We start from the raw sequence: 26,063 nt of genomic DNA, 5'->3' as shown, positions 1-26,063 counted from the left end.
CCCGTGTTCAGCGCGGGCTTCAACCCCGCAGGCCCTACCAAATTTGTGCCCGGCCGCATCAACCACCCCATCAGCGCCGGTGGCGCCACCGTGAACCCCGGTGACCTGGTGGTGGGCGACGCCGATGGCGTGGTCGTCATCGAGCGCGAGAAGGCCCCCGCCATGATGGCCCTGGCAGACAAGAAGGTGGCCGACGAAGCCGCCCGCATCGAAGCCATTGCCCGGGGCGACACCGCCGCGAAATGGCTGCCCGCCGCCCTGCGCGCCGCTGGCGTGCTGAAAGAAGGAGAAACCCTGTGAGCCAGCCCACCATCATCGTCACTGGCGCCGACCTGGCGCAACAAGCCCTCGACCTGCTCACGGGCTACGCAATCGTCTATGCAGGCAAGGCGCCGACGGAAGAGGACCTGGTGGCCTTGTGCCGCACGCACAACCCTGTGGCCATGATCGTGCGCTACGGCAAGGTCGGCGCTGCGGTGATGGACGCAGCCCCCGCGCTCAAGGTCATCTCCAAGCACGGCAGTGGCACCGACACCATCGACAAGGTCGCCGCCAAAGCCCGTGGCATTGAAGTGGTGGCCGCCGTGGGCGCCAACGCCGCCGCCGTGGCCGAGCAGGCGCTGGCTCTGCTGATGGCCTGCGCCAAATCGGTGGTGCAACTCGATGCGCGCATGCACGCTGGCCATTGGGACAAAGCCACGCACAAGAGCCTGGAACTGGGTGGCCGCACCGTGGGCCTGGTGGGCCTGGGCGCGATTGGCCTGCGCTTTGCCAAGATGGCCGACGCCCTGGGCATGCGTGTGATCGGCTTCGATCCGTTTGCCAAGAACCTGCCCGCGTACGTGCAGGCGGTGGATCTGGAAACGATCTGGCGCGAATCGGATGCGATTTCGCTGCACTGCCCGCTGACCGACGACAACCGGGGCATGCTCAACGCCACCACGCTGGCGCAATGCAAGCGCGGCGTGATTGTGGTGAACACCGCACGCGGTGGCCTGATCGACGAGGCCGCGTTGCTGGCAGCCGTGCGCTCGGGTCAGGTCATGGCTGCGGGGCTCGACAGCTTTGCGGTGGAGCCCATGACGGCAGGCCACCCCTTCCAGGGCGAGAAGAACTTCGTCCTCAGCCCCCACATCGGCGGTGTGACGAGCGACGCCTACGTGAACATGGGCGTGGGCGCCGCGAAGAATCTGCTGGCCGTGCTGGCCCGCAGCGCCGTGGCTGCCTGATCGCAGGTTCCCATCCACAACAACAAAGGGGCCGGTGCCGCGCACGCTGAAGCGTTGTGCGGCACCGGCCCCCTGGAGACAAGAAACATGCAACAAAACTTCAAGAAAAATAGGCCGATAGCGCTCGTAAATAAAGCGCTGGTAGCTATGGTTTTGGTAGTAACCGGCGCTGCAGGCACGCTAGGCGCAGCGCCTGCGCAGGCCCAAGGAGCCTGGCCGGACAAGCCGCTCAAGCTCGTAGTGCCGTACCCGGCCGGAGGCAATGCCGACAACACCGCACGCCTGCTGGCCACGCAACTGGGCCAGCGCCTGGGCCAGCAGGTGGTGGTGGACAACCGCCCTGGCGGCAGCGGCACGATTGGTGCCACGGCTGTGGCCAAGGCCCCGGCCGATGGCTACACGCTGCTGCTCGATGCCACGGCTTTCACCGTCAACCCCAGCCTGTTCCCCAAGCTGCCGTTTGATGCGACCAAAGACTTTGCGCCCATCTCGCTGGTGCTGCAGGTGCCACTGCTCATGGTGGTGCCCGCCAACTCGCCCTTCCAGTCGGTGGCCGATGTGGCCAAGGCCGCCAAGGCGCGGCCAGGCCACTTGACCTACGCATCGGCTGGCAACGGCGGCGCGCAGCATCTGGCGGGCGAGCTGTTCAAGCAGGGACAAAAAGTGGCCATCACCCATATCCCGTACCGGGGCGGGGCGCCCGCGCTCACCGACCTGATCGGCGGGCAGGTGGATGTGATGTTCAGTGCCACCACGGCCAGCGGCCCATTCGTCAAAAGCGGCAAGCTGCGGGCGCTGGCCATCTCGTCGCCCCGCCGCGCCGAGGGATGGGAATCTGTGCCCACCGTGGCCGAGTCGGGCGTGCCCGGTTTTCAGGTCAGCGAGTGGAACGGCTTGTTCGCCCCCGCAGGCACACCGCGCCCTGTGCTGGAGCGGCTGGAGGCCGAAACCCGTGCCATCGTGGCCAGCCCCGAGATGAAGAAGCGCTTTGCCGAACTGGGTGTGCAGGGCGTGGGTTCCAGCGCGCAGGAGTTCAGCGCCTTCTTGAAAGCCGAAACCACTAAGTGGGCCGAGGTGATTCGCACTGCTGGCATCCGCATGGATTGAGGGAGTCTTCGCCATGTTGGAGCAAAAAATGCCTTTGGCGCCTATCAGTCAAGCGCTAGTAGCTATTGTTTTGGTAGCATCTGGCACCGCCCAGGCGCAAACGGGCGCAGCGACCTACCCGACCAAGCCCGTGAAGCTGGTGGTGGGCTTTGCCGCAGGCGGCCCCACCGATGTGGTGGCGCGCGCGTTTGCCGATCACGCCAGCAAGGCGCTGGGCCAGCCGTTCATCATCGACAACAAGCCGGGCGCGGGCACCATCATTGCCGCGCAGGCAGTGGCCAGCGCACCGGCCGATGGCTACACGCTGCTGTTTGGCGCCACCAACCACACCATGATTCCAGGGCTGTACCAGGGCCGTATCAAGTTTGATGCGGTGAAGTCCTTCCGCCCCCTGTGCACGGTGGCTAGTAGCCCCACGGTGCTGGTGGTGGCCCCCAGCCTGCCGGTGAAGACTCTGGCTGAATACCAAACCAAGGCGCGCGCCGAGCCCGGCCGCGTGACCGCAGGCACGGCCGGGGTGGGGAGCTCAGGCCATTTCGCTACCGAGATGTTTGCCCGTGCCCAGGGTCTGCAGCTCAACCATGTGCCCTACAAGGGCGCTGCACCCGTGGTGACGGACCTGATGGGCGGCCAACTCGACAGCTCGTTTGCCACCTTGGGCTCGGTGCTGCCGCAGATCCAGAGCGGCAAGCTGCGTGCGCTGGCCGTGGGCGCACCTAAGCGCTCAACCCTAGTGCCCGACGTGCCGACGTTTGCCGAGGCAGGCGGTGGCAAATACGCTGCCGACGTGTGGTACGGCGTGCTGGCCCCCGCAGGCCTGCCCGAGCCCATTGCCCAGGCGCTGGAGCGCACGGCGGCCGACTTTGCCAAGAGCGAATCTGCCACCGACAAGCTGCGCGGCCTGGGGCTGGACGCTGAGTCGGTCTGCGGCAATGCCTTTGCCAGCCGCGTGGCCCGCGAGGTGACCACTTATAGCCAGATGGCCAAAGCGCTCGACCTCAAAGCAGATTGAGCTACATACAAGGAGACTCTCATGCAACGCATTCACACCTCACTGAGCGCAGCCCTGGCGCTGACCTTCGCCATGGCCCATGCCATGGCACAAACCGGCTACCCGGACAAAGCCGTCAAGATCGTGGTGCCATATCCGCCAGGCGGCGCGGTAGACCAGGTGACCCGGCGCATTGCCCAAAAGCTCACAGAGCAAACCGGCCAGAGCTTCTTTGTCGAAAACAAGGCGGGTGGCACAGGCACCATCGGTGCCAACCAGGTGGCGCGTTCGCCAGGTGATGGCTACACGCTCTTGGCTAATGACACCACGTACTCCATCCTGTCCCAGGTGTTCAAGAAGCTGCCTTGGGACTACGCAAACGACCTGGTGCCTGTGGCCGGTTTCAACTTCGCCCCCACCACCGTGGTGGTAGCCGCCAACTCCCCGTTCAAAACGCTGGGCGACCTGGTGGCATATTCCCAAGCCAACCCGGGCAAGCTCAACTACGGCACCGGTGGAGCGGGCACCATGCCTCACTTCGCCACAGAAGCATTGCAGGGTGCCAGCGGCCTCAAGGCCACCCACGTGCCCTTCAAAGGCGCTGGGGAAGCCACCTTGGCGTTGCTGGGCGGGACCATCGACTTCCAGATTGCATCGACCCCAGGAGTGATGGGGCAGGTGCGTGGCGGCAAAGTGCGCCTGCTGGCTGTGAGCGGCGAGCAGCGGCTCAAGGCCGTGCCCGATGTGCCCACGTTTGCCCAAGCGGGTGCGCCGGGCTACAAGGTGGTCAATTTCACCGGCCTGTGGGTTCCCAAGGGCACGCCAGAGGCGGTACTGGACAAGCTGCGCCAGGAAATCACCAAAGCCATGGCCAGTGCCGATCTTCAGACCTTTGCTACAGACCTCGGCGCCGTGCCCAGCGTGCTCAGTGGAACTGCCTTTGCGGACAAGCTGAAGGCAGATGCCCAGCTGTGGGAGTCGGTGGCGGTCAAAGTGGGTATTGAGAAGCAATGAATCCGGTGCCCCACTCGGTGGGCCTGAACCGCCCGCAGCGCCAGTTGCCGCCCGGCGCGTGCGACAGCCACATGCACATCTTTGACCCGCGCTTTGCGCCATCAAGCCACTGGCCGCGCACGCCGCCGGTGGCGCCCGTGGCCGCGTATCGGCAGCTGCAGGTGCGCCTGGGCACCACGCGCACGGTGGTGGTCACGCCATCCACCTACGGCACCGACAACGCCTGCACGCTGGATGCGCTGGACCAGCTGGGCGACGCTGCGCGCGGCGTGGCCGTGGTGGGTGAGGATGTGAGCGCGGATGAACTGGCCCATCTGGCCGTACGCCGCGTGCGCGGGCTGCGGGTCAACTTTGTCTCGCCGCAATCGTGGGGCACCACCACACCCGCCATGCTGGCCACCCTGGCGCGCAAGGTGGCCGAGCATCCGGCCTGCGCGGGCTGGCATATCCAGATTTTTGTGCACCCTGAGCAACTTATCCAACTCGCACCCCAGTTGCGCACCTTGCCTATGCCTGTGGTCATCGACCACCTGGGCCGCATTGATCCGGCCCAAGGCCCCGTTGCACAGGCCTATGGCGTGGTGCGCGGCCTGCTGGATGGGGGCAACACCTGGGTCAAGCTCTCGGGCGCCTACATGCGATCGACCGTGCATGGCCCCAGCTACGCCGACACGCTGCCGCTGGGCCAGGCCCTGGTGCAGGCAGCGCCCGAGCGACTGGTGTGGGGCAGTGACTGGCCGCACACCACCGAGACGCCTGGCACCGTGAACGACGCCGATCTGGTGGACCTGCTCCAGGCCTGGGCTGGCAGCAACGCGGCCATGGACCGCATCTTGGTCGACAACCCGGCGCGGCTGTATGGTTTCGATGCCGCTCCCGCTGCCTGAGCGACTCTGACTGAACGAACCTGAAAGCTCTCGCCATGTTTTTGCTGCAAGCCCCTGAGGTCCGGGACCTCGACGTCTTCACCACCATGCCTGAGCACTTTCGCCGCCGTGAACGCAGCGATTGGGCCGATGCCAACCGGGGCGGCACCATCACCGATTCGTTCCTCGAAGGCCCGGTGTTCGATGAGGCTGGCAACCTGTACGTCAGCGACATCCCCTGGGGTCGCGTTTTCCGCATCAACCCCCAAGGCGAATGGACGCTCGTGGCCGAGTACGACGGTGAGCCCAACGGCCTGAAGTTTTTAAAGCCTGGCGCGCTGCTCATCACCGATTACAAGAACGGCCTGATGCAGCTGGACGTGGCCACGGGTGCTGTCACCCCGTACCTTCAGCGCCGCAACAGCGAGCGCTTCAAGGGCGTGAACGACCTGATCTTCGACGCGGAAGGCAACCTGTATTTCACCGACCAAGGGCAGAGCGGCCTGCACGATCCGAGTGGTCGCCTGTACCGTCTGCGCCCCAACGGCCAACTGGACTTGCTGCTGCACAACGTTCCCAGCCCCAACGGCGTGGCTCTGTCGCCCGACGGGCGAGTGCTCTACCTGGCCGTGACGCGTGGCAACTGCGTGTGGCGTGTGCCCCTGCTGCCCGATGGCAGCGTGGCCAAGGTCAGCCAGTTCTTTACCTCATATGGCCCCAGTGGCCCGGACGGCTTGGCCGTGGATACCGAAGGCCGCCTGCTGGTGGCCAACCCCGGCCTGGGTTATGTGTGGGTGCTCAACCACCGGGCGGAGCCGGTGCAGGTGCTGCGCGCCGCGCCGGGTAGTTCCACCACCAATCTCGCCTTTGGCGGGGCAGGGCGTACCACGGTGTATGTCACGGACTCCACCCATGGGCGCATCTTGCGGGCTGGCATGGGTGCACCCGGACTGCCGCTGGCGCGCTTGCGTTGAAGCTGGCAACACAGCTTCAGCCAACCTGGGGTTCAGGGAAATCAATGATGTTGCAATGTTCTATTGAAATTGGCTATTAATGGGATTCAATCGATTCAATTTACCTGTCATCGATTGCTTCCTACCATCTGCCCTGTTGATGCGTTCATTCACGTTCTTACAGGAGATGCCCCATGACCACCGAAGCCAAGTGCCCCTTTGACCACACCAAGGCCGTGCCCACGGGCCCCCGCAATGCCGACTGGTGGCCCAACCAGCTCAATCTCCGCCCCCTGAACCAGAACTCGCCGCTGACCGACCCGATGGGAGACGGCTTCAATTACGCCGAGGAATTCAAGAGCCTCGATCTTGCAGCGCTCAAGGCCGACCTGCGCGCCCTGATGACCGACTCGCAGGACTGGTGGCCCGCAGACTTTGGCCACTACGGTCCGCTGTTTGTGCGCATGGCCTGGCACAGTGCGGGCACCTATCGCCTGGCAGACGGGCGTGGTGGCGCCGGGGCAGGGCAGCAGCGTTTTGCACCGCTCAACAGCTGGCCCGACAACGCCAATCTGGACAAGGCGCGCCGCCTGCTCTGGCCCGTCAAGCAGAAATACGGCCGCAAGATTTCGTGGGCCGATCTGATGATTCTGGCGGGCAACGTGGCGCTGGAATCCATGGGCTTCAAGACCTTTGGCTTTGCTGGTGGCCGCCCCGATGTGTGGGAGCCCGATGAAAACGTGTACTGGGGGGCTGAAAGCACCTGGCTGGCTGGCGACAAGCGCTACAGCGGCGAACGCGATCTGGCCAACCCGCTGGCCGCCGTGCAGATGGGCCTGATCTATGTGAACCCCGAAGGCCCCAATGGCAACCCCGATCCCGTCGCCGCCGCCCGTGACATCCGCGACACCTTTGCACGCATGGCCATGGACGACGAAGAGACCGTGGCATTGATTGCTGGCGGCCACACCTTTGGCAAGACCCACGGTGCGGGTGATGCGGCCCTGGTGGGAAAGGAGCCCGAAGGCGCGGGCATCGAGGAGCAGGGCCTGGGCTGGAAAAGCAGCCATGGCTCTGGCAAGGGTGGCGACACCATCACCAGTGGCCTGGAAGTCACCTGGACCACCACGCCCACGCAGTGGAGCAACAACTTCTTCGAAAACCTGTTTGGCTACGAATGGGAGCTGACCAAGAGCCCGGCGGGCGCCCACCAGTGGACGGCCAAGGGAGCTGCGGCGACGATCCCGCACGCGCACGATCCGTCGAAAAAACTGGTGCCCACCATGCTCACCACCGACCTGTCGCTGCGCTTTGACCCGGCCTACGAAAAGATTTCGCGCCGCTTTCTGGCGCACCCCGAGCAGTTTGCCGATGCGTTTGCGCGCGCCTGGTTCAAGCTCACGCACCGTGACATGGGGCCGCGTGCGCGTTACCTGGGCGCCGAAGTGCCTGCCGAGGTGCTGGTGTGGCAAGACCCGGTCCCGGCCGTGGACCACGCACTGGTCGATGCACAGGACATTGCTGCGCTCAAGGCCAAGTTGCTGGCATCGGGCCTGTCCATTTCGGAGTTGGTGTCCACGGCGTGGGCCTCGGCCTCCACCTTCCGGGGCGGCGACAAGCGCGGCGGTGCCAATGGCGCACGCATCCGTCTGGCGCCGCAGAAGGACTGGGCTGTGAACCAGCCTGCGCAACTGGCCAAGGTGCTAGGCCAGCTCGAAGCCATCCAGCGCGACTTCAATGCCGCGCAGACCGGCGGCAAGAAGATATCGCTGGCCGACCTTATCGTGCTGGCCGGTGGCGCCGCCGTCGAGGCCGCAGCGAAGCATGCCGGGCAGGATGTGACCGTGCCTTTCACCCCCGGCCGCACCGATGCCTCGCAGGAGCAGACCGATGTGCCGTCGTTCGAGGTCATGGAGCCTGTGGCCGATGGTTTCCGCAACTACGTGCGCCCCGGCCTGGAAGGCGCTGTGGCCGAGTTGCTGGTAGACCGCGCCAACCAGCTGACCCTGACCGCGCCGGAAATGACGGTGCTGGTGGGTGGCCTGCGCGTGCTGGGTGCCAATGTAGGGCAGACGGCCCATGGTGTCTTTACGCAGCGCCCCGGCACCTTGAGCAACGATTTCTTCGTGAACCTGCTCGACATGCGCACCCAGTGGCAGAAGTCCGCCACCTCGGCAGGTGTGCTGGAAGGTGTGGACCGCAGCACAGGCGCCAAAAAATGGACCGGCACGGTGGCCGATCTGGTGTTTGGCTCCAACTCCGTGCTGCGCGCGCTGGCCGAGGTCTATGCCAGCAGCGATGCGCAGGCGGTGTTTGTGCAGGACTTCGTCCGCGCCTGGACCAAGGTGATGAACCTGGACCGGTTTGACTTGGCGGCCGCCAAGGCCTGAGCGTTGTGCCGATGCCTCCTGCAGATCCTGATGGACGTTGCAGGGGGCGTTTTTCTTTGTGCGTGGACGGGGCCGCTACGATGGTGGGCCCCAAAGAACCGAACCAGAGAGCCGCATGACGCAACCACCCACCCCCTCCACCAAGGATTTCGACAAAGGTCTGGCCACGCGCAAGCAGGTCATGGGCGAAGACTTTGTGGCCAATGCCTTTGGCAATGCCACGGAGTTCACCCAGCCGATCCAGGAGTTCATCACCCGCAACGCCTGGGGCGATGTGTGGCAGCGGCCGGGGCTGGACATGAAGACGCGCAGCCTGATCACCGTGGCTTTTCTCACGGCACTGGGCAAGCAGCACGAGCTCAAGGGCCATGTGCGCGGCGCGCTCAACAACGGAGTCACGTCGGCAGAGATTCAGGAAGTGCTGCTGCACGCCAGCATCTACTGCGGCCTGCCTGCAGCCGTGGAGGCCTTCCGCACGGCGGCCGAGGTGATCGACGGGCCCAAGAAAGGCTGACGGTGCGAAGTGACTCAAGGGGAGCCTATCCCCCTGCCAGTAGCTTGTGCACCAGGTCAGCGGCGGTGGAGGCGTTGTACTTGCGCATAAGGCGCGCGCGGTAGATCTCCACTGTGCGGTGGCTGATCTCCAGCGCCCGGCCGATCTCCTTGGAGGTCAGGCCTTCCAGCAGGCGCGCCGCCACCTCGCGTTCGCGTCCCGTGAGCTCGGCCTTCACGGCGCGCTGCGAACTCAGGTCTTCAAAGCTCCAGATGCCCGAGGCGTGTGGGTTTTCGCGGTTGAGCGCGCGGCCTGACACATGGCACCAGAACACTTCGCCGTTGGCACGCTTCATGATGCGGTTGTCCGCATAGTGGCCTTTGGCGTTCAGGATGGGCTCCATGTGCGCTCCCAAGCGTTCGTACTCGTCGGCGCTTGGGTACAGTACCTGGAACGACTGGCCGATGAGCACCTCGCGCGAGGCGCCGAACATCTCGCAGACATGGCGGTTGCAGTCGACCATGGTGCGGTTGCGTGACAGCACCAGCCCCACGGGGGCCATGTCGAAAGCCAGTCGGTAATCAACGTCCATAGTGCAAGTCTTTACGAGAAACTACTTATTTAGATACGTAGTATCGTAGCGCATCCCAATTCATAAGGAGATCGTGGTGAACAAGATATTCCCCTCCGCAGCCGAAGCCCTGAAGGGCGTGGTTGCAGACGGCCAGCTCATGGCCGTGGGCGGTTTCGGGCTGTGTGGCATTCCCGAGGCCCTGATCGACGCGTTGCGCGATTCGGGTGCGAAGAACCTCACTGTGATCTCCAACAACGCGGGCGTGGACGGCTTCGGCCTGGGCAAGCTGCTCGAAACCCGCCAGATCAAGAAGATGATCTCGTCGTACGTGGGCGAGAACAAGGAGTTTGAGCGCCAGTACCTCGCGGGCGAGCTGGAGCTGGAATTCACCCCCCAGGGCACGCTGGCCGAAAAGCTGCGCGCTGGCGGCGCGGGAATCCCGGCCTTCTTCACCAAGACCGGCGTGGGCACCATCGTGGCCGAGGGCAAGGAGCTGCGCGAATTTGACGGCGAAACCTACGTGATGGAGCGTTCCTTGGTGCCTGAGGTCTCGCTGGTCAAGGCGGACGTGGCCGACAAGTCGGGCAACCTGCGCTTCAACCTGACGGCGCGCAACTTCAACCCCGCCGCCGCCACCGCAGGCAAGGTCTGCATCGTCGAGGTGGAAAAGATCGTGGAAGTGGGCGAGCTGGCCCCCGACGACATCCATCTGCCCGGCATCTATGTGCACCGCATCGTGCTCAATGCCAACCCCGAAAAGCGCATCGAAAAGCGCACGATCACCGAGAAAGCAGGAGCCTGACCATGCCGTGGACCCAAGACCAGATGGCCGCCCGTGCGGCGCAAGAACTCGAGGACGGTTTCTATGTGAACCTGGGCATCGGCATTCCCACGCTGGTGGCCAATTTCACCGGTGACAAGGAAGTGTGGCTGCAGTCCGAGAACGGCATGCTGGGCATCGGCCCCTTCCCGACCGAAGACAAGGTGGACCCAGACCTCATCAACGCCGGCAAGCAGACGGTGACCACCATCAAGGGCTCGTCCATCTTCGGCAGCGACCAGTCGTTTGCCATGATCCGTGGCGGCAAGATCAACCTGTCCATCCTGGGTGCCATGCAGGTCAGCGAAAAAGGCGACCTGGCCAACTGGATGATCCCCGGCAAGATGGTCAAGGGCATGGGCGGCGCCATGGACCTGGTGGCGGGCGTCAAGCGCGTGATCGTGCTCATGGAACACGTGGCCAAGAAGAAAGACGGCACCGAAGACCTGAAGATCCTGCCCGCCTGCACGTTGCCGCTCACGGGCGTGGGTGTGGTGGACCGCATCATCACCGACCTGGCCGTGCTGGACGTGACGCCACAAGGTCTCAAGCTGGTGGAGTTGGCACCAGGAGTAACGTTTGAGGCGTTGCAAGCCAAGACCGGTGTGACCATCCTGCAGTAACAAAGGCTGCACTTTTCCGTGAATGGTCTGGCGACAGCCCATCACATGAGGCCGGGGCCTGAGGGCCCCGGCTTTTTTTGCTCGTAGAGTCCCCAGAGTCTGGGTATAACGGTCAGGGCAACTGGAGCCAGTTCTGGTTGTTGCCCGCGTTGCAGGTCCAAGTGAGCAGGGGGATGTCCTGTGCAGTCGAGTTGTTGGGCACATCGAGACAGGCGCCCGATGCGCGGTTGCGCAGCGTCGATCCGGACAACGTCCACTGCGCCGTGTTGCCCACCGTGCAGGCCAGCTGCACCACACCGGCGCCACTTGCCGCCATGCTGTCCTGTGCCAGGCAGAGGTTGCTGTGGCGTGCGACCAGTTGTACATAGCTGCCTGCCACGCTGCGCACGGTGAAGGTTTCATTGCTGGCCGTGCCGCAGGGCCATTGGATGGCCACTGCGCCGACATTGGCCGATGCCCCTCGGATGTTGACGCACAGATTGCTGTGGTTGGAGCGCAGGCGCGTGGTGTAGTCGGCAGCGGTGTCTAGCGAGCGCACATAAGCCGCCAGCGCCTGCCGGTCCGCGGCTGGCAAACCTGCGGCGTTACCGTGGCCATCGGTGATCAGATCCAGCACGCTGGCCTTCTGTCCGTTGTGCAGGTAGGACTTGGCCGCCCAGCTACCCAGCAGGGTGGGTGTGTCGAAACCGATGCCAGCCAGCGGCTGGTTGCCGCCCTTGCCCGACGAGGGCTGGATGCTGCCCACATCGTGCCGGAGGCCATCCTGGAAGGTGCCGCCCGCATGGCAGCTGGCGCAGTTGGCGCTGGCGAACAGGGTCTGACCGCGTGCGGCCTCCAATGTCAGGCTGCCATCGGCCGCACGCGCCGGGCTGCGCAGGTACTTGTTGAGCGAGGCCAGGTAGGCTGCGAGATCGTCGAGCTGCGCGTTGCGTCCGGCCTTGGGGGCGCCTAGCGGATCGGCCGTGGCGGCAAAGTCGGCATCGCTCAAGAAACCCGTGCCACCGAAAGCGCTGCGCATGTCGTTCTCGAAGTCCTGCACCTCGTCAAAGTTGGCGCTCCAGTGCAGCTTGCCGTGGCCGGTGCCGCGCCTGCCTTGCAGGCTGATGGTGCGGCGCAGGCCCTCGCCTCGCTGGGTGAAGTCCCAGACCATACCGTCGTCGCCGCCGTCGGCATGGCAGCTGGCACAGGACATGTAGTTGTCCTTGCTCATGCGCCGGTCCGCCGCGTTGTAGAACACCAGCTTGCCGCGCAGCGCGGCTGCCGCCAGGGGCTCCTGCGCCACGGTGGTGATGTTCTGCAGGAACACCGCTGCAGCGCTGCGCGAGGCCAGCACGTCGGCCACGTCGTGCACGGTGACCGAGCGTGCGAGGAAGTTGTTCACGAACAGGCGCTTGCGCGTGGCGTCCAGGTACAGGCCATGCGGCGCGCTGCTGGCATTGATCTCGCCACGCACGGCGCGGGTGTAGGCATCGACGATGGCGATGTTGTTGCCCTCCATCTGCGCCACGAACAAATAGTCGCCCGCAGGGGAGAAGAGGGCGGCGCGTGCCGGGGCCCGGTCGTCGAAGTCGATCTGCTCGGGCAGCAGGTGCGTGGCCTGCGCCAGATCCACCTGCGAGAGGATGGAGCGCACCGTCTGATCGTGCAGCAGATCCTTACCGTCGCGGAACCGGCCACGCACGACGTTGTCCTTCTTGCCGGGCAGCACCGCACGCGATCCATCGGGCGAGATCACCACCTGGCTCAGGTAGTTGGCCACTCCACGCGCGCTGTTTTCGGTGTCCACGGTGGTGGTGTCCACCGGCAGGGCAATCGTGGACAGCAGTTGCAGTCCATTGAGTCCCACCTTGTGCAGCTGGCCGCCCGTCATCTTCGATTTGAAGCGGGTGACGTAGGCCGTCTGCGAGTCTGCTGCCACCGCAATCCCGCGCACATCGCCGTCGAGAACCAGCGTGCCGGTGGTGTTGCCAGTGGTGGGGTCGAATGCCATCAGCGTGGACTTGCTCTCCAGCGTCAGCAGGCCGGTGGTTCCGTTGGGGGTGAAGGCCACGCCGTACGGGCCGCTGCCGTAGGGCAGTGCCACGGTGGCGGCGACGGTGCCATCGGACGGATTCAACGCCACCAGCTTGTCTTCGCCCTGCACTGTCACCCAGATGCGCCCGTCGGGCGCGCGGGCCAGGGTCTTTGGCTCGTCGCCCACCCGCTGCTCCCAGCGCTTGGTGAGTGCCTGGGCATCGATGGCGGCTACCGTGCCGCTGTCCGGGTTGACGCTGTAGACGGTGTTAGCATCTCCCACGATGTTGCTGGAGTGTGTGGGTGCCACGGCAGTTGTCGGGAACACCACCGTCACGGTGAACGTGTAATAGGTCTCCTGGCCACCCGCGTCGCGCACCGTCAGCGTGACGGTGTAATGGCCCGGGCGGTTGTAGCTGTAGGTGACTCGGGGTTGGCTCAGGAAATCCGTCTGTGTGCCGTTGCCGAAGTTCCAGCGGTAGGTGGCGCCGCTGCCCCCGCCCAGCCGGCTTGGGTCGAAGGTGAGTTGCCCGTTCACGAACTGTGTCCCGTTGCTCACCCCGGCATCGCCGATGAGAGCCTGTGACTGCAGTTGCGTGACATCGGCATCGCTGAGCACACGGCCATACACACGCAGGTCGGCCAGGGTGCCCCGGAAGAAGTCGCTGGTGCCCTGGAGCTGGCCCAGCAGCGCAAACTTGTTGTTCAAGCCCTTGGTGCCGGTGAGGCCGGTGGACGTGGTCTTCACGCCGTCGATGTACATCGTCTGCACGCCCGAGGCCGCGTCGCGCGTCATCACCACGTGGTGCCAGTTGCCATCGTTGATCGGCGCCCCGGAGCGTGTACCGGGGTTGTTGGTCGCCACGTTTCCTACCGACAGATTCAGACGGCCGTTGTTGTCGATCCAGCCCCAGAACACATCGTCTGCACCCCCTGCCTGGTCGCGCCCGAAGATGCCAGGAGCCGTCCAGGGGTTGGCCGATCCGTTCTGTGTGGTTTTCATGTAGAAGGCTACAGACGCCGTGCCCCCCAGGGCTGTGGCCACGCTGTCGTTCTTGAGAACGACACCGGCGTTGCGCTGCGCGAAGTTCAGTCCGATGCTTTCGAAGCGGTCGGCGGCCGAGGCTGTGCCGTTGTTGGCGCCGATTTCATCGACCAGACTGCGGGTCAGTGGCCAGTGGTTCATCAGGCTGATATCGGTGGCGTTGCCGGTGTGGAACACCGCACGGTATTGGGTGGCGATGCCATTGCCTGCGTAGTCCTTCACGCCTCCAGCGGGCAGCAGGATCTCGTAGCTGGTGCCCGCTGAGAGTGGCTGGGCAGGATGGAAGTTGATGATGCCCAACTGCACACTGTAGGTGCCCTGCAAGGTGTTGCCGTTGACCGGGCGCACGATGAAGGTGGCGGAATTCACGCTCTCGGGCCGGATGCTGTCCGTCAGGCCCACACCGATGCGCGAGGTCAGTGCCTGCTGTTTCGCGCCGTGGGCGGGCGAGGTCTGCTTGACGGCGGGCGGCGTGGTGTCGGGTGCTGTCTGGTGCACGATGAAACCGCTGCCCGAACCGTGGTCGTTGCCGATGAACAGCAGGTTGCCCATCGGCGCGACCTGGCCGTGATCGGCGTGCGAGTATTCGGGGGCGTTGGTGGCAAACAGGCTGCCCTGGCCCACCTCGACATGGTTGAGCGGGTTGCTCACGTCCACCTTGTGCACCTTGAACTGCGCGCCCTGGAATACGTAGTGGTCCTGCGTGCCGCAGTAAAGCTGCTCGTCGATGACCAGGCGGTTGTCCTCCGCCATGAACCGCGTGCGGTCCAGCAGGTCGTAGCTGTACATCCTGGCGCCGCCACCACGGGCCGAGGCATGCAGGCTGCGGCCATCGAAGCAGGTGGCGTAGTAGTTGGGGTTGGAGCCCACGGTGTCCAGCACCTTGGGGTTGAGCGGGTCGGAGATGTCGAGGCTGGCAAAACCGTCGGTGTTGTCCATCGAGGTCAGCACCATGTGGTTGCCCATGGTGAAGATGGGTCCGACGCGAAAGCCGCCGAGCTCGCCCGTGGGCACCGGGTTGGGCTTGCCCGCGCCGCGGTTGGCGATGACGGCATTGGCCGGGTCGCTGGCGTCCACGATGTACACGCCGTCGTTGGCCGAGGCCACGTACACATAGGGTGCCTGCCACCACAGCTGCCAGGCCACGTTGGTGTAGTCGCCGCCGTTCACCGTCGGCAGGGAGAGCTTCTTGACTTGCTGGATGTTGTTGATGTCGGTGAAGTCCCAGAACTCGATGCCCTTGATGCTGGGCACCACCACGTACTGGTGGCCACCGATCTTGGCCGTGCCGAAGGCGTGTGCCTCGCGGAACTCCTTGGTGCGCCCTTCGGGCTCGTAGATCTTCTTGACGAGCACAATGGCGCGCGGGTTGGACACGTCGTAGAGCAGAAAGCCCCCCGGGCCCAGGCCGCTGTCGGGCGCGAAGGAGGTCAGGAAATAGCCGTTGAGCATGATGCCCACGTTCAGCCCGTAGTCCTTGCGGCCGGGGTAGGTGGCCGGCACGTCGCCCGAGGCCCGGGTGATCATGGAGACCGGCTTGAACAGCTCGGCCGAGGTGTAGGTGAGATTGCCCAGGCCTGGCCCTTGCAGCGGGAGAGGAACCTCGCCGGCCCGCGTGACCGCTGCCGCCATGGTGGTGAGGGTGGTCATGGGGCTGACCCCCGTGATCGCCGCATGCGTGAGCAAGGTGGCGAACGGCAGCAGCAGTGCCATCAGGTAATACCGGATTTTCATCGTCGTCTCCTGTTTGTGTGGTTCTGTGTGAACCTTCTTCCTCGATCCTCTTGATCGCCCGCCGCAGGCGCGCACAGGTGCGCTAGACCGGTGGCTCCCTCGCCACCGGCCGCCGGGCTTTCTCCTGGGGCCCTCTCTTCTTGTTCTGCTCTCGTCGGTGCGCAGTCTTCTGCGCGCAATGCGCTTGTGGCCTCAGGACGCGTGCGTCCCCGTGCTGTAGATGTCCCAGGCAGCCGCAGCGCTCGCACCGCGGTGGATCATGGCCATCAGAGCATCGACCACCGCCGAGGGCTTCGCATGCTGGTACACGTTGCGGCCATAGACCATGCCCACGGCGCCCTGGTCCAGCAGCACGCGCGAGCGGGCGAACACCTGCTGCAGGTCCTCGCGGCCGCCGCCGCGCACCAGCACAGGGCAGCGCGCGGCCTGCACCACGCGGTGGAAGTCGGCGGGGTTGGTGGTGGGGTCGGCCTTCACGATGTCGGCGCCCATCTCGCGCGCCAGGCGCACCAGGGTGACGATCTTCTCGGCGTCGCCATCGACCATGTAGCCGCCCTGGTCGCTGTGCGGGCGCATCACCAGCGGCTCGATCATCAGCGGCATGCCGTAGCGGTCGCAGTCGGCGCGCACGCGCGCGATGTTCTGCACGCATTGGCGGAACAGGTCGGGCTCATTGGGCAGCATGAACAGGTTGACCACCACGCAGGCCGCGTCGCGCTGCACGGCGGGCAGCACCGGGTCGTGCTCGTTCTGCAGCACGGCCCACATCACGCGGTGGGCCGTGGCGTTGTAGGGGTTGCCCATGTCCAGGCGCATCACCAGCGCGGGCTTGTTGCGGCCCGGGCGGTCCTGCAGCAGATCGGCCTGGCCGTAGTTGAGCTGGATGGCATCGGGCGCGGCGGCGACGAGCTTGTCCATCACGCCGGGCATGTCCTCCAGGCCATTGAGGAAGCTCGGTTCGTTGCACACGCCGTGGTCCAGCGCGATGTCCAGGCAGCGCCCGTGGGTCAGCAAACGGTTCAGGCGCGCGGTCTTGTCTTTCGACATACGAAAAAATCCTTGGGTTGGGGTGTTGGGGAATATGCAGAGGGGTCAGGCCAGGGCCTTCAGGTGGGCGCTGGCGGCATCGTCGATGCGCTGCACGGCTTCCTCGGGCAGATCCAGGGCGCCGGCGGTCGCGTTCTCGGTGGCCTGCGCCCGCGTGCGCGCACCGCACAGCGCCACCGAGACGCTGCCGCTGGCCAGCGTCCAGGCGATCATCAACTGCCCGAAGGAGCAGCCGAACTGCCGGCGCAGGGGCTCCAGCTCATCGAAGAAGGCTTGGAGCCGGGTGCGGTTGGCCGCGCTGAAACGCGGGTTGGTGGCGCGCTGGTCGTCGCCCGTGAACTGGCGCGCCGGGTCGATGGGGCCGGCCAGCAGGCCCAGCGCCAGCGAAGAATAGCCCAGGATGGCCACGTTGTTGCGGCCGCACAGGGGCAACAGGGTCTGCTCGATCTCGCGGTCGATCAGGCTGTAGCGCTCCTGCGCGGCGTCCACGGGGCCATGGCGCAGGTACTCGGCCAGCGTCGGGGCGTCCACATTGCTCACGCCGATCGCGCGGATCTTGCCTTGCTTCTTGAGGCTGAGCAGCGCGTCCATGGTCTCTTCCACAGGCGTGGTGCTGTCCTGCCAGTGGGTGATGTACAGGTCGATGTAGTCGGTCTGCAGGCGCTTCAAGCTCTCCTCGACCTCGTGGAAGATCGACGCGCGGCCCAGGTGGCGGTAGACCGGGTGGCCGTCTTCGTCGAAGAAGTGCGTGCCCTGCTGCGTGTGCCAGACCAGGCCGCACTTGGTGGCGATCACGGCTTCGTGGCGGCGGCCCTTGAGCGCGGCGCCCACGAGGCGCTCGGAGGCACCTAGGCCGTAGGCCGGCGCGGTGTCGATCAGCGTCACCCCGGCGTCGAGCGAGGCGTGTATGGCTTGCGTGGCGGCAGCGCTGTCCTGCCCGCCCCACATCCAGCCGCCCATGGCCCAGGTGCCCAGGCCAATGGCCGAGCACTGGATGCCCGAGGGCCCCAGGGTGGTGGTCTTCATCGCGGCGTTCATCATCACAGCATTCATCGCTTGGTCTTTCGGGTGTTCATGAGGTGGTCGATGGTCACGGCGGCCAGCAGGATCAGGCCCTTGATCACGTCCTGCCAGTAGGGCGAGACATCCAGCAGGATCAGCGAGCTGGTCACCACCGAGAGCAGGGCCAGGCCCAGCACGGCGCCCAGCACCGTGCCCGAGCCGCCCTTGAGGCTGGCGCCGCCGATCACGGCGGCCGCGATCACGTTGAGCTCCATGCCCACCCCGAAGGTCGGCGTGGCGGCACCGAAGCGCGCGGTGTAGATCACGCCGGCCAGGCCCGCCGAGGCCGCGCACAGCACCGTGACCCAGAACTTCACGTGGCCCGTGCGGATGCCCGAGTACAGCGCCGCCTTCTCGTTGCTGCCGGTGTAGAACACGCGGCGCAGCAGGCTGGCGCGGCGCAGCACGAAGTCGCTGACCACCACGATGAAGAGGAAGATCAGGATCACCGCCGGAATGCCGAACAGGTTGCCCTGGCCGATGAACTTGAACGAGGCCGGCAGCGAAAACAGCGACTGCGGCGTGCCCTGCGTGAGCGCCAGGCACAGGCCGCGCACGATGACCATGAAGGCCAGCGAGGCGATGAAGTGGTTCAGCCCGATGCGCACCACGCAGCCGCCGATCATGGCGCCGATGAGGGCACTGGCCGCGATCGCAATGAGCCCGGCCGACCACGGGTCCAGGCCCATGAGGAACAGCTTGCCCGTGACCACCATGGCAAAGCAGACGACGGAGCCCACCGACAGGTCGATGCCACCCACGATGAGCAAAATGGTCATGCCCACGACCACGATGCCCTCGATGGAGAACGAGAGCAGCATGGCGCGGATGTTGTCCCAGGTCAGGAAGTAGGGCGAGGCGAAGCTCATGCCCACGCACAGCACCGCGATGATGACCAGGAGGCCCATTTCGCGCATGCTGGTGAGCTTGCTTCCGCCCGGCTTTCCGGGCCCTCCTGGTTGCCGGGTCTCGCGCAGGGGCTGCAGGCCGGCCACGCTGCCGGCATCCAGTTGTGCGGGGTGATTCATGCCATTTCCTCGTGTTGTCGTTCCAGTCCCGAGGCCAGCCGCAGCAGGGCCTCTTCCGTCATGTCCTTGCCTTGCACTTCGCCCGCGACGCGGCCGTCGCGGATGACCAGGGCCCGGTCGCACAGGCCGATGATCTCGGGCAGCTCCGAGGAGATGACCACCACGCCCACGCCCTGGCAGGCCAGGTCGCGCAGGATGTGGTGGATCTCCGACTTGGCCCCCACGTCCACGCCGCGCGTGGGCTCGTCCATCAGCAGCACGGCCGGGTTGGTGGCCAGCAGCTTGGCGATGGCCACTTTCTGCTGGTTGCCGCCGGAGAGGCTGGCCACCTCGATCTGCACGCCATCGGACTTGAGCTTCAGGCGCGTGCCCAGCTCCTGCGCCAGCCGGTGTTCGCTGGCGCGTTGCAGCAGACCGAAGCGTGAGCTCACGCGTGCCAGCGCCATCGACGCGATGTTCTGCGCGATCGGCAGGTCCAGGTAGACGCCCGCGGCCTTGCGGTCCTCGCTCAAATAGGCGATACCGGCGCGCAGCGCGTCGCTGTACTTGCGGATGGCCAGTGGCTTGCCGCTCAGGCGCACGCTGCCGCCGGTGGCGGGGCGCAGGCCGCACAGGGTCTGTGCCATCTCGCTGCGCCCGGCGCCCATGAGCCCGGCGATGCCCAGCACCTCGCCGCGCTGTACGGTGAACGAGACGCCGTGCACGCGCTCGCCATCGGCCAGGTCCTGCACCTCCAGCACGGGGGCTGTGGCACCGGCGTCCTGCTGCTTGGGCGGGTAGTAGTTGCCCAGGTCGCGCCCGACCATGCGGCGCACCAGGCCGTCGGCGTCGAGCTCCGACAGCGGGCCCGAATGCACGTTGCGCCCGTCGCGCAGCACGGTCACGCGCGTGCAGTGGGCAAAGATCTCGGCCATGCGGTGGCTGATGTAGATGATGCCGATGCCCTGGTCCTTGAGGTCGTGCAGCACGCGAAAGAGGGCGGCAGACTCGTTGTCGGTGAGCGCGGCGGTCGGCTCATCGAGGATCAGCACCTTGCAGTCGAGCGTGAGCGCCTTGGCGATCTCGATCAACTGCTGGCTGGAGATGGGCAGGTCGCCCACGCAGGCCGCAGGGTCGATGTCCTGGCCCAGCCGCTGCAGCACCCGGGTTGCGCGCTCGTTGAGGCTGGCGTAGTCCATCCATGCCTGCCGACCTGCATTGATCTCGGGCATGTAGATGTTCTCGGCCACGGTGGCGTCGGCGCACAGGGCGATTTCCTGGTGCACCAGGCCGATGCCCAGGCGCATGGCCTGGGCCGGCCCATCGATGGTGACCACGCGGCCGTCGAGCGCGATCTCGCCCGCGTCCGGCTGGTGGATGCCATCGATGATGTTCATCAGCGTGGACTTGCCCGCGCCGTTCTCGCCGCACAGGGCGTGGATCTCGCCCGCCTGCAGCGAGAAGTCCACGCCCGAGAGCGCATGCGAAGCGCCGAAGCGCTTGCAGATGCCGCGCAGCACGAGCAGGGGGGCATCCATGGTGGTGGTGCTCACTCGCTGATGCCCTTGGTGCCGCGGCGCGCGAGGTACTTGTCCCAGTAGAAGTCGTCGGCGTTGGCCTTGCTGACCACGGCCAGGCCGTTGTCCAGGAAGGGCACAGACATGGGATTGGTGCCGTTGCGCTTGGCATCGTTCATCGGGTCGATGAGGCCGGGGTTCTTGGCCAGGAACAGCATCATCATGCCCATGTAGCCCTGCATACCCTGGTTGGGGTTGATGGCGCCGAACACGTCGCCGGACTTGATCATGTCCAGGATCTTTGCGTTCACGTCGCAGCACATCACCTTGATGTTCTTCTTGCTCTCGACTTTGGCCTGGGCGGCACCCAGGGCCGAATTGGCCTCGGGCATGAACAGGGCGCCCAGGTTGGGGTTGGCCTGCGCCAAGCTCTGCACGGCTTGGTAGGCTTTGTTGGGGTCCTGGTTGCTGGCGGCGCGGCCCACCAGCTTCATGCCGGGGTGCTTGGTCTTCATGCGGTTGATGAAGGCGGCGATGCGGCGGTCGTGGTTGTCCTGGCCGGGGTTCTCCAGCACGGCGAACTCGCCCTTGCCATTCATCGACGCGGCGATGGCGTCGGCCGCCTGCGCGCCTTCGCGCTCGTTGTCCGAGGTGATGAAGGAGGTGCGCTTGGAGTTGGGCGAGTCGGCCGCGAAGGTGACCACCGGGATGCCCATGGCCGCGGCGCGGTTGATGGGCTCGATGAACGGATCGGGGTTCATGGGGTGCAGCAGGATGCCGGCGGGCTTGCGTGCCAGCTCCTGCTCGAACGACGCCAGCTGCTTGTTCACGTCGTACTCCGGCGTGCCGGTGTAGCGGGTGCGCACGCCCAGGGTGCGGCCCAGCTGCTTCATCATTTCGTAGACCGGGAACCAGTACTCCACGCCCGAGACCATCACGTTCATCACGTAGACGTCGCTGGGATTGCCGCGCAGACCGCCCGCTGCTGCGGGGGTCGCTGCAGGCTGCTGCGCGAATGCGCTGGTGCCGGCCAGGCCGATACCGGCGGCGGCTGCGGACTTCAGGAAATTACGCCTCATTTTTTGTCTCCTCTTGTTGAACGGTGCAGCATGGGATGCTGCTTTCTCCAGGGCTGCGATGGGGTGCTTGGTGTCACGACAGTTGTTATGACAGGTAGAATGTAAGCGTGGATCGAATCTCCAGATAGTTAGGGGAAACACTACTGGATAAGCCCGCTGGTTCGACGGAAGCTGTTATGACATGAAGACCCAACTACTCATTGGTATCGACCTCGGGTCGAGCAGCCTCAAAGCCCTGGCCCTGGAGGCCGCGAGCGGCCGCACCGTCGCCCTGTCCCGCATGCCCCTGCAGCACGACCGCCTGCCCGGCGGTGGCTGCGAAGTGGGGGCGCCCATGATCCGCTCGGCCCTGTCCAGCGTGCTGCGCGATGTGGCGCACCAGCTGGGCAGCCGGGTGGACGATGTCCGCGCCCTCGGCTGCACTGGGCATGGCGCCGGCCTGTACGCGCTGGATGCACGCCATGAACTGGCCGGCGGCCGTGCCGTGGCCTCGACCGACCAGCGCGCCGCGGCGCGGGCCCAGTCGCTTGCCGCCAGCCGCGGGCCTGAGCTCCTGGCCGAGGTGGGCTGCCAGCCCTGGCCGGGCCAGCCGACCGTGATTGCCGCCGAACTGCTGGGCCGCGATACGGTGCGTAGTGGCGCCCTGCAGCGGCTGATGTTTGCCAAGGACTACGTGGGCTTTCTGCTCAGCGGCGAGATCGCCACCGATGCCAGCGATGCCAGCACCGCAGGCCTGCTGTCGGTGGCCACGGGAACCTGGTCGCCGTTGGCCTTTGCCGCGTCGGGCATTGCCGGCCTGGCGCCCCAGGCCTTTGGGCCGCTGGTGCGCAGTGGCGAGGTCATCGGCACGGTGCAGCCGGCAGCAGCGTCCGCCTACGGCCTGCCGGCCGGTATTCCGGTGGCCATGGGCGCCATCGACCTCCTGGCCGCGATGACGGCGGTGCGGGCCGAGGAGCGGGGCCGTGCGGTCTCCGTGCTGGGAACCTGGTGCGTGAACGCCGTCATCGGCCCGGTGCTGTCGCCCGGGCCGGACGTGGCCTCCACCGTCAATTTCGGCCCGCACGACCGGCGCCTGTACATGGAAAACAGCCCTTCGTCGATGGCCAACATCGCCTGGCTGGCCGGTGTGCTGGGCCTGCCCGACGCGCGCGCAGTGGTCGATCTGGCGATGTCGGTGCCGCTGGGGGCCGGGGGCCTGCGCTTCTTGCCCTTCGTGAACGGCGGCGGCGGCGTCACCGCAGGCTTCGTGGGCCTCAAGAGCCACCACACGCGCGGTGACATGGCGCGGGCCGTGGTCGATGCAGTGGCGGCGCTGCATGCGCGCCACACCGCCCGGCTGGCCGCCGGGGGCCTGCCGGTTTCGGCGTCCACCGTGCTGGGCGGCGGCGCCAGTGATACGCGCCTGGTGCGCTTGCTGGCCGGTCTGCTGGGGCACCCGGTGGAGCGCTGCGCCGACGACGAGACTGGTGCACGGGGGGCGGCGATCTACGCCGCGATGTCGCAGGGCATCGACGCGGCCCCCTTGTGCGCACCGTGCGACACGGTCGAGCCCGATGCCGGCCAGGCCCGGGCCCATGCGGATTTCAACGCCGATTTCAACGAGCTGATCACCACCATGTCCCCTGTCTTCGGCCACCTGGCCGGCCATGCGCCAGAGCGCGCGCCCGCACCCGCCACGCCGATCCCGGCGCCTGTTCCTGTGCAGCAGGTGGAGGCATTGCCATGAGCACCACGTCGGCATTGCCCTTCGTGCGCCCGGCCGCCGTGGCCGGCCGCCACTTCTCCACGGTGATCGTGGGCGCGGGCATCAACGGCGTGGGCGTGTTCCGCGACCTGTCGCTGCAGGGGGTGGACTGCCTCATAGTCGACAAGGGCGACTTCAGCGCGGGTGCCAGCAGCGCGCCCTCGCGCATGATCCACGGCGGCCTGCGCTACCTGGAGAGCGGCAGCTTCTCGCTGGTGGCCGAGGCCACGCGCGAGCGCAACCTGCTTTTGCGCAATGCGCCGCACCTGGTGCAGCCGCTCAAGACCGTGGTGCCGCTGTCGAGCTTCTTCGGCGGGCTGATGAGCAGTGCGCTCAAGTTCCTGGGGCGCACGCCACCGCAGCGCACGCGTGGCCTGCTGGCCGTGGCCACGGGCCTGCGCCTGTACGACCTGCTGGGCCGGCGCCAGCGCGTAATGCCCAACCACCGCATCAGCCGCGTGCAGCCGGCCGACCGCCAGCTGTTCCGCGCCGCCGTGCGCTGGACCGCAACGTTCTTCGACGCCTGGATCAGCCACCCCGAATGGCTGGTGCTGGAGCTGGTGCGCGATGCCTGCCGCGACCAGCCCCGCTCTGCAGCGGCCAACCACTGCCGGGTGATGGGCTGCGCGGGCAAGACCCTCACGCTGCGTGACGAGACCACGGGCGAGGTGGTGCAGGTGACGGCCGATGCGGTGGTCAATGCCAGCGGCGCCTGGCTGGACCGCAGCACGGCACTGCTTGGCGGCGCCGTGCCGCGCGTGATGGGCACCAAGGGCTCGCACCTGGTGCTCGACCACCCGGCGCTGCGCGATGCCCTGCAGGGGCGGATGGCGTATTTCGAGGCGCTGGATGGCCGCGTGTGCATCGTCTACCCTTTCCTGGACCGCGTGCTTGTGGGTTCCACCGACATCCCGGTGGACGACCCCGACCAGATCGCCACCGAGCCGGCCGAGGTGGACTACCTGCTGGAGGTGCTGGGCGAGGTCTTCCCCAACCTGTCCTTCGGGCGCAAGGATGTGGTCTACACCTATGTGGGTGTGCGGCCCCTGGCGCGCTCGGACGCGGACAAGCCCGGGCAGATCTCGCGCGACCATTCGGTGGTGATCGACCCGCCGTCTCCTGCGCGCGACATTCCGGTCGTGGGCCTGGTGGGCGGCAAGTGGACCACTTTCCGTGCGCTGGCCGAAGAGGCCACCAACGAGGTGCTGCACCTGTTGGGTCGCGAGCGCACGGCCTCCACGCGGCAATTGCCGATTGGCGGGGGCTCGGGCATGCCGCAAGGCGGGCAGGCGACCGAGCATTTCATCGAGCGCATTGCCCGGGATGCGGGCCTGGCACGCGAGCGCGCCCAGGCGCTGCTGCGCCGCTACGGCTCCGAGGCCTTGCGCATGGCTCCGCATTTCAAGGTGGCAGGCGACGTGCCACTGCAGCATGCACCTGACTACTCGGCGGCCGAGGTGGCCTGGCTGTGCACCGAAACCGGTGTGATCCACCTCGACGACCTCGTGATCCGCCGCACGCTGCTGGCCATTCGCGGCCTGGTCACCGATGCCGCGCTGGCCGAGATGGCCGGCATTGCCGCAGAGGCTTTGGGCTGGGATGCAGGGCGCGAGCGGCAGGAGTTGCACAATTGCACCACTGCACTGCGCGAGCGCCATGGCGTGCGCCTGGCCCCCGCAGCCCCCGATTCCGATGCCGTGCCGGCTTTTCATGCACCTTTGACCACCCATCCGGCCCTGAGCCCGACATGACGTGAATTCTCCGAACGAACTCCAGCCGCTGCTCGACCGCAATTCCGAATCGCCCCTGTGGGCGCAGTTCCGCGATGCCCTGCGCCTGCAGATCCTGCAGGGTGATCTGGCCATCGGCGCCAAGCTGCCCTCCGAGGCCGAACTGGGCGAGCAGTTCGGCATCTCGCGCATCGTGGTGCGCGAGGCCCTGGCCGACCTGGTGCGCAACAACCTGATCTACAAGATCAAGGGCCGTGGCGCCTTTGTCGCGGCGCGTGAGCGCGACGAGGATTTCGTCTCCACCGTGCTCGGCTTTTCCGACGAAATGGAACGCAAGGGCCGCTCGGTGCGCACGCAGATTCTGTCGCAGCAACTGCGCGACCCCACGCCGCAGGAGATCAGCGCGCTGGGTCTCACCGACGACACCCAGGTCGTGGCCCTGAAGCGGCTGCGCAGCGTGGACGGCGAACTGCGCCTGCTGGTGGAGACCGTGGTGCCCGCTGACCTGGCGCCCGGCCTGCACCGCATGCGCCTGGACGACCGCTCGCTCTATGACGTGCTGCGCCGCCAGTATGGCGTGCGCCTGGTGCGCGCCGAGCGCTGGATCGACGCCGTGCTGCCCGATGCCGAGACCTGCGGGCTGCTGCAGCTGGAAACCCCTGAGCCGCTGCTGCGCATCGAGTCCATCGCCTATGGCGCTAATGGCCGGCGCCTGGAGTACTACAACGCCTTGCACCGCTGTAAATCAAGTCGGCTGCACGTGCAGACGACAACTTAGCACCCCCTGGGCTGTGGGCTGTGCTCCTGCCGTACATCTGTCACATACAAAGACAACGGGCTCCCGAAGGAGCCCGTTGTCTTTGTGGTGCTGCCAGCCATGTCCTGCGACATCCTGGCAGGCAGCCGGTGGATTACATGGCGCTGAATTCGCCCGAAGGGATCTGGCCGGTGCGCAGGGCTTCAGCAGCCTGGGCACGCACAGCAGCGCGGTCAGCCGTGGACTTGTAGGTCACCACGCGCGAACC

The 26,063-nt window shown here is 66.2% G+C and carries 21 protein-coding genes and 1 pseudogene; 14 read left to right on the top strand and 8 right to left on the bottom strand.

All coding sequences use genetic code 11. From position 1 onward, the window contains the following. The 9 genes from AC07Z7_RS20385 to AC07Z7_RS20345 form a co-directional block, all read left to right on the top strand. Positions 1–300, top strand: a 300-nt coding sequence (locus AC07Z7_RS20385) for an RraA family protein (protein WP_494767472.1), incomplete at its 5' end; no start/stop codon positions are given. Further along, positions 297–1,229 (top strand): NAD(P)-dependent oxidoreductase, encoded by a 933-nt coding sequence (locus AC07Z7_RS20380; protein ID WP_494767471.1) that lies wholly within the window; start codon positions 297–299, stop codon positions 1,227–1,229. The genes AC07Z7_RS20385 and AC07Z7_RS20380, both read left to right, overlap by 4 nt. A 147-nt stretch (positions 1,230–1,376) precedes the next feature. Next, positions 1,377–2,336 carry a tripartite tricarboxylate transporter substrate binding protein gene (locus AC07Z7_RS20375; RefSeq protein WP_094290655.1) on the top strand — a complete coding sequence of 320 codons (960 nt, stop codon included), beginning with the start codon at positions 1,377–1,379 and terminating at the stop codon, positions 2,334–2,336. A gap of 13 nt (positions 2,337–2,349) precedes the next feature. Beyond that, complete coding sequence (locus tag AC07Z7_RS20370) at positions 2,350–3,348, top strand: Bug family tripartite tricarboxylate transporter substrate binding protein (protein ID WP_494767470.1); 999 nt, start codon at positions 2,350–2,352, stop codon at positions 3,346–3,348. 21 nt (positions 3,349–3,369) lie between these two features. Further along, entirely contained in the window at positions 3,370–4,341 is a 972-nt protein-coding gene (locus AC07Z7_RS20365; RefSeq protein ID WP_494767469.1) for a Bug family tripartite tricarboxylate transporter substrate binding protein, read from the top strand. Continuing rightward, complete coding sequence (locus AC07Z7_RS20360; protein ID WP_440105306.1) at positions 4,338–5,228, top strand: amidohydrolase family protein; 891 nt, start codon at positions 4,338–4,340, stop codon at positions 5,226–5,228. The genes AC07Z7_RS20365 and AC07Z7_RS20360 overlap by 4 nt, the downstream gene beginning before the upstream one ends. 35 nt (positions 5,229–5,263) lie before the next feature. Then, positions 5,264–6,181 (top strand): SMP-30/gluconolactonase/LRE family protein, encoded by a 918-nt coding sequence (locus tag AC07Z7_RS20355; protein WP_494767468.1) that lies wholly within the window; start codon positions 5,264–5,266, stop codon positions 6,179–6,181. Positions 6,182–6,354: 173 nt separating this feature from the next. Further along, the gene (gene katG, locus AC07Z7_RS20350; protein ID WP_494767467.1) at positions 6,355–8,550 is read left to right on the top strand and encodes a catalase/peroxidase HPI; all 2,196 of its coding nucleotides are present in this window, start codon (positions 6,355–6,357) and stop codon (positions 8,548–8,550) included. A gap of 115 nt (positions 8,551–8,665) precedes the next feature. Further along, positions 8,666–9,064, top strand: a complete 399-nt coding sequence (locus AC07Z7_RS20345; RefSeq protein WP_494767466.1) for a carboxymuconolactone decarboxylase family protein — start codon at positions 8,666–8,668, stop codon at positions 9,062–9,064. A gap of 25 nt (positions 9,065–9,089) precedes the next feature. Here the strand turns inward: AC07Z7_RS20345 and AC07Z7_RS20340 are convergent, their stop codons facing one another. Beyond that, on the bottom strand, positions 9,090–9,635 hold the full coding sequence (locus tag AC07Z7_RS20340; protein ID WP_063462749.1) for a PAS and helix-turn-helix domain-containing protein: 546 nt from the start codon (positions 9,633–9,635) through the stop codon (positions 9,090–9,092). Between the two features lie 76 nt (positions 9,636–9,711). On the opposite strand from AC07Z7_RS20340, the gene AC07Z7_RS20335 reads away from it, so the two are divergent. Beyond that, on the top strand, positions 9,712–10,419 hold the full coding sequence (locus tag AC07Z7_RS20335) for a CoA transferase subunit A (protein ID WP_094290662.1): 708 nt from the start codon (positions 9,712–9,714) through the stop codon (positions 10,417–10,419). Between the two features lie 2 nt (positions 10,420–10,421). Further along, positions 10,422–11,060 carry a 3-oxoacid CoA-transferase subunit B gene (locus AC07Z7_RS20330; RefSeq protein ID WP_108617554.1) on the top strand — a complete coding sequence of 213 codons (639 nt, stop codon included), beginning with the start codon at positions 10,422–10,424 and terminating at the stop codon, positions 11,058–11,060. 112 nt (positions 11,061–11,172) lie between these two features. Here AC07Z7_RS20330 and AC07Z7_RS20325 read toward each other — a convergent pair whose 3' ends face one another. From AC07Z7_RS20325 to AC07Z7_RS20300, 6 genes are all read right to left on the bottom strand, one after another. Beyond that, positions 11,173–15,852: a LamG-like jellyroll fold domain-containing protein gene (locus AC07Z7_RS20325; RefSeq protein ID WP_494767465.1), complete on the bottom strand. Its 4,680-nt coding sequence runs from the start codon at positions 15,850–15,852 to the stop codon at positions 11,173–11,175. 192 nt (positions 15,853–16,044) lie between these two features. Further along, on the bottom strand, positions 16,045–16,899 hold the full coding sequence (locus AC07Z7_RS20320; protein ID WP_494767464.1) for a class I fructose-bisphosphate aldolase: 855 nt from the start codon (positions 16,897–16,899) through the stop codon (positions 16,045–16,047). Between the two features lie 45 nt (positions 16,900–16,944). After that, entirely contained in the window at positions 16,945–17,952 is a 1,008-nt protein-coding gene (locus AC07Z7_RS20315) for an aldo/keto reductase (protein WP_494767463.1), read from the bottom strand. Then, positions 17,949–18,989, bottom strand: a complete 1,041-nt coding sequence (locus AC07Z7_RS20310; protein WP_094290667.1) for an ABC transporter permease — start codon at positions 18,987–18,989, stop codon at positions 17,949–17,951. The genes AC07Z7_RS20315 and AC07Z7_RS20310 overlap by 4 nt, the downstream gene beginning before the upstream one ends. Then, positions 18,986–20,506, bottom strand: a complete 1,521-nt coding sequence (locus AC07Z7_RS20305; protein WP_494767462.1) for a sugar ABC transporter ATP-binding protein — start codon at positions 20,504–20,506, stop codon at positions 18,986–18,988. Before AC07Z7_RS20305 ends, AC07Z7_RS20310 begins: the two co-directional genes overlap by 4 nt. 11 nt (positions 20,507–20,517) lie before the next feature. Beyond that, positions 20,518–21,564 carry a substrate-binding domain-containing protein gene (locus tag AC07Z7_RS20300; RefSeq protein WP_494767461.1) on the bottom strand — a complete coding sequence of 349 codons (1,047 nt, stop codon included), beginning with the start codon at positions 21,562–21,564 and terminating at the stop codon, positions 20,518–20,520. Between the two features lie 181 nt (positions 21,565–21,745). Between AC07Z7_RS20300 and AC07Z7_RS20295 the strand changes: the two genes are divergently transcribed. Genes AC07Z7_RS20295 through AC07Z7_RS20285 form a run of 3 tightly spaced genes read left to right on the top strand, consistent with a single transcriptional unit; the run spans position 21,746 to position 25,816 of the window. Continuing rightward, on the top strand, positions 21,746–23,290 hold the full coding sequence (locus AC07Z7_RS20295) for an FGGY family carbohydrate kinase (protein WP_494767460.1): 1,545 nt from the start codon (positions 21,746–21,748) through the stop codon (positions 23,288–23,290). Further along, a complete protein-coding gene (locus AC07Z7_RS20290) occupies positions 23,287–25,059 on the top strand; it encodes a glycerol-3-phosphate dehydrogenase/oxidase (protein ID WP_094290670.1) in 1,773 nt (590 codons plus the stop codon). Before AC07Z7_RS20295 ends, AC07Z7_RS20290 begins: the two co-directional genes overlap by 4 nt. 1 nt (position 25,060) lies before the next feature. Beyond that, on the top strand, positions 25,061–25,816 hold the full coding sequence (locus AC07Z7_RS20285) for a GntR family transcriptional regulator (protein ID WP_094290671.1): 756 nt from the start codon (positions 25,061–25,063) through the stop codon (positions 25,814–25,816). A 133-nt stretch (positions 25,817–25,949) separates the two neighbouring features. On the opposite strand, the pseudogene AC07Z7_RS20280 reads toward AC07Z7_RS20285, so the two are convergent. Next, positions 25,950–26,063: pseudogene (locus AC07Z7_RS20280) on the bottom strand (DUF4148 domain-containing protein); the annotation flags it as partial.

The sequence above is a fragment of the Acidovorax sp. GW101-11A03 genome, from assembly GCF_059424825.1.
The sequence above is the reverse complement of the archived record's forward strand: the minus strand, read 5'-3'. Positions and strand labels throughout refer to the sequence as shown.

What these genes read in the sequence shown, in the direction of transcription:
- AC07Z7_RS20310 (WP_094290667.1), bottom strand. Translation starts at nt 18,989, where the DNA reads ATGAATCACCCCGCACAACTGGATGCCGGCAGCGTGGCCGGCCTGCAG.
- AC07Z7_RS20330 (WP_108617554.1), top strand. Translation starts at nt 10,422, where the DNA reads ATGCCGTGGACCCAAGACCAGATGGCCGCCCGTGCGGCGCAAGAACTC.
- AC07Z7_RS20345 (WP_494767466.1), top strand. Translation starts at nt 8,666, where the DNA reads ATGACGCAACCACCCACCCCCTCCACCAAGGATTTCGACAAAGGTCTG.
- AC07Z7_RS20325 (WP_494767465.1), bottom strand. Translation starts at nt 15,852, where the DNA reads ATGAAAATCCGGTATTACCTGATGGCACTGCTGCTGCCGTTCGCCACC.
- AC07Z7_RS20305 (WP_494767462.1), bottom strand. Translation starts at nt 20,506, where the DNA reads ATGGATGCCCCCCTGCTCGTGCTGCGCGGCATCTGCAAGCGCTTCGGC.
- AC07Z7_RS20365 (WP_494767469.1), top strand. Translation starts at nt 3,370, where the DNA reads ATGCAACGCATTCACACCTCACTGAGCGCAGCCCTGGCGCTGACCTTC.
- AC07Z7_RS20290 (WP_094290670.1), top strand. Translation starts at nt 23,287, where the DNA reads ATGAGCACCACGTCGGCATTGCCCTTCGTGCGCCCGGCCGCCGTGGCC.
- katG (WP_494767467.1), top strand. Translation starts at nt 6,355, where the DNA reads ATGACCACCGAAGCCAAGTGCCCCTTTGACCACACCAAGGCCGTGCCC.
- AC07Z7_RS20300 (WP_494767461.1), bottom strand. Translation starts at nt 21,564, where the DNA reads ATGAGGCGTAATTTCCTGAAGTCCGCAGCCGCCGCCGGTATCGGCCTG.
- AC07Z7_RS20355 (WP_494767468.1), top strand. Translation starts at nt 5,264, where the DNA reads ATGTTTTTGCTGCAAGCCCCTGAGGTCCGGGACCTCGACGTCTTCACC.
- AC07Z7_RS20370 (WP_494767470.1), top strand. Translation starts at nt 2,350, where the DNA reads ATGTTGGAGCAAAAAATGCCTTTGGCGCCTATCAGTCAAGCGCTAGTA.
- AC07Z7_RS20295 (WP_494767460.1), top strand. Translation starts at nt 21,746, where the DNA reads ATGAAGACCCAACTACTCATTGGTATCGACCTCGGGTCGAGCAGCCTC.
- AC07Z7_RS20320 (WP_494767464.1), bottom strand. Translation starts at nt 16,899, where the DNA reads ATGTCGAAAGACAAGACCGCGCGCCTGAACCGTTTGCTGACCCACGGG.
- AC07Z7_RS20375 (WP_094290655.1), top strand. Translation starts at nt 1,377, where the DNA reads ATGGTTTTGGTAGTAACCGGCGCTGCAGGCACGCTAGGCGCAGCGCCT.
- AC07Z7_RS20360 (WP_440105306.1), top strand. Translation starts at nt 4,338, where the DNA reads ATGAATCCGGTGCCCCACTCGGTGGGCCTGAACCGCCCGCAGCGCCAG.
- AC07Z7_RS20340 (WP_063462749.1), bottom strand. Translation starts at nt 9,635, where the DNA reads ATGGACGTTGATTACCGACTGGCTTTCGACATGGCCCCCGTGGGGCTG.
- AC07Z7_RS20315 (WP_494767463.1), bottom strand. Translation starts at nt 17,952, where the DNA reads ATGAATGCTGTGATGATGAACGCCGCGATGAAGACCACCACCCTGGGG.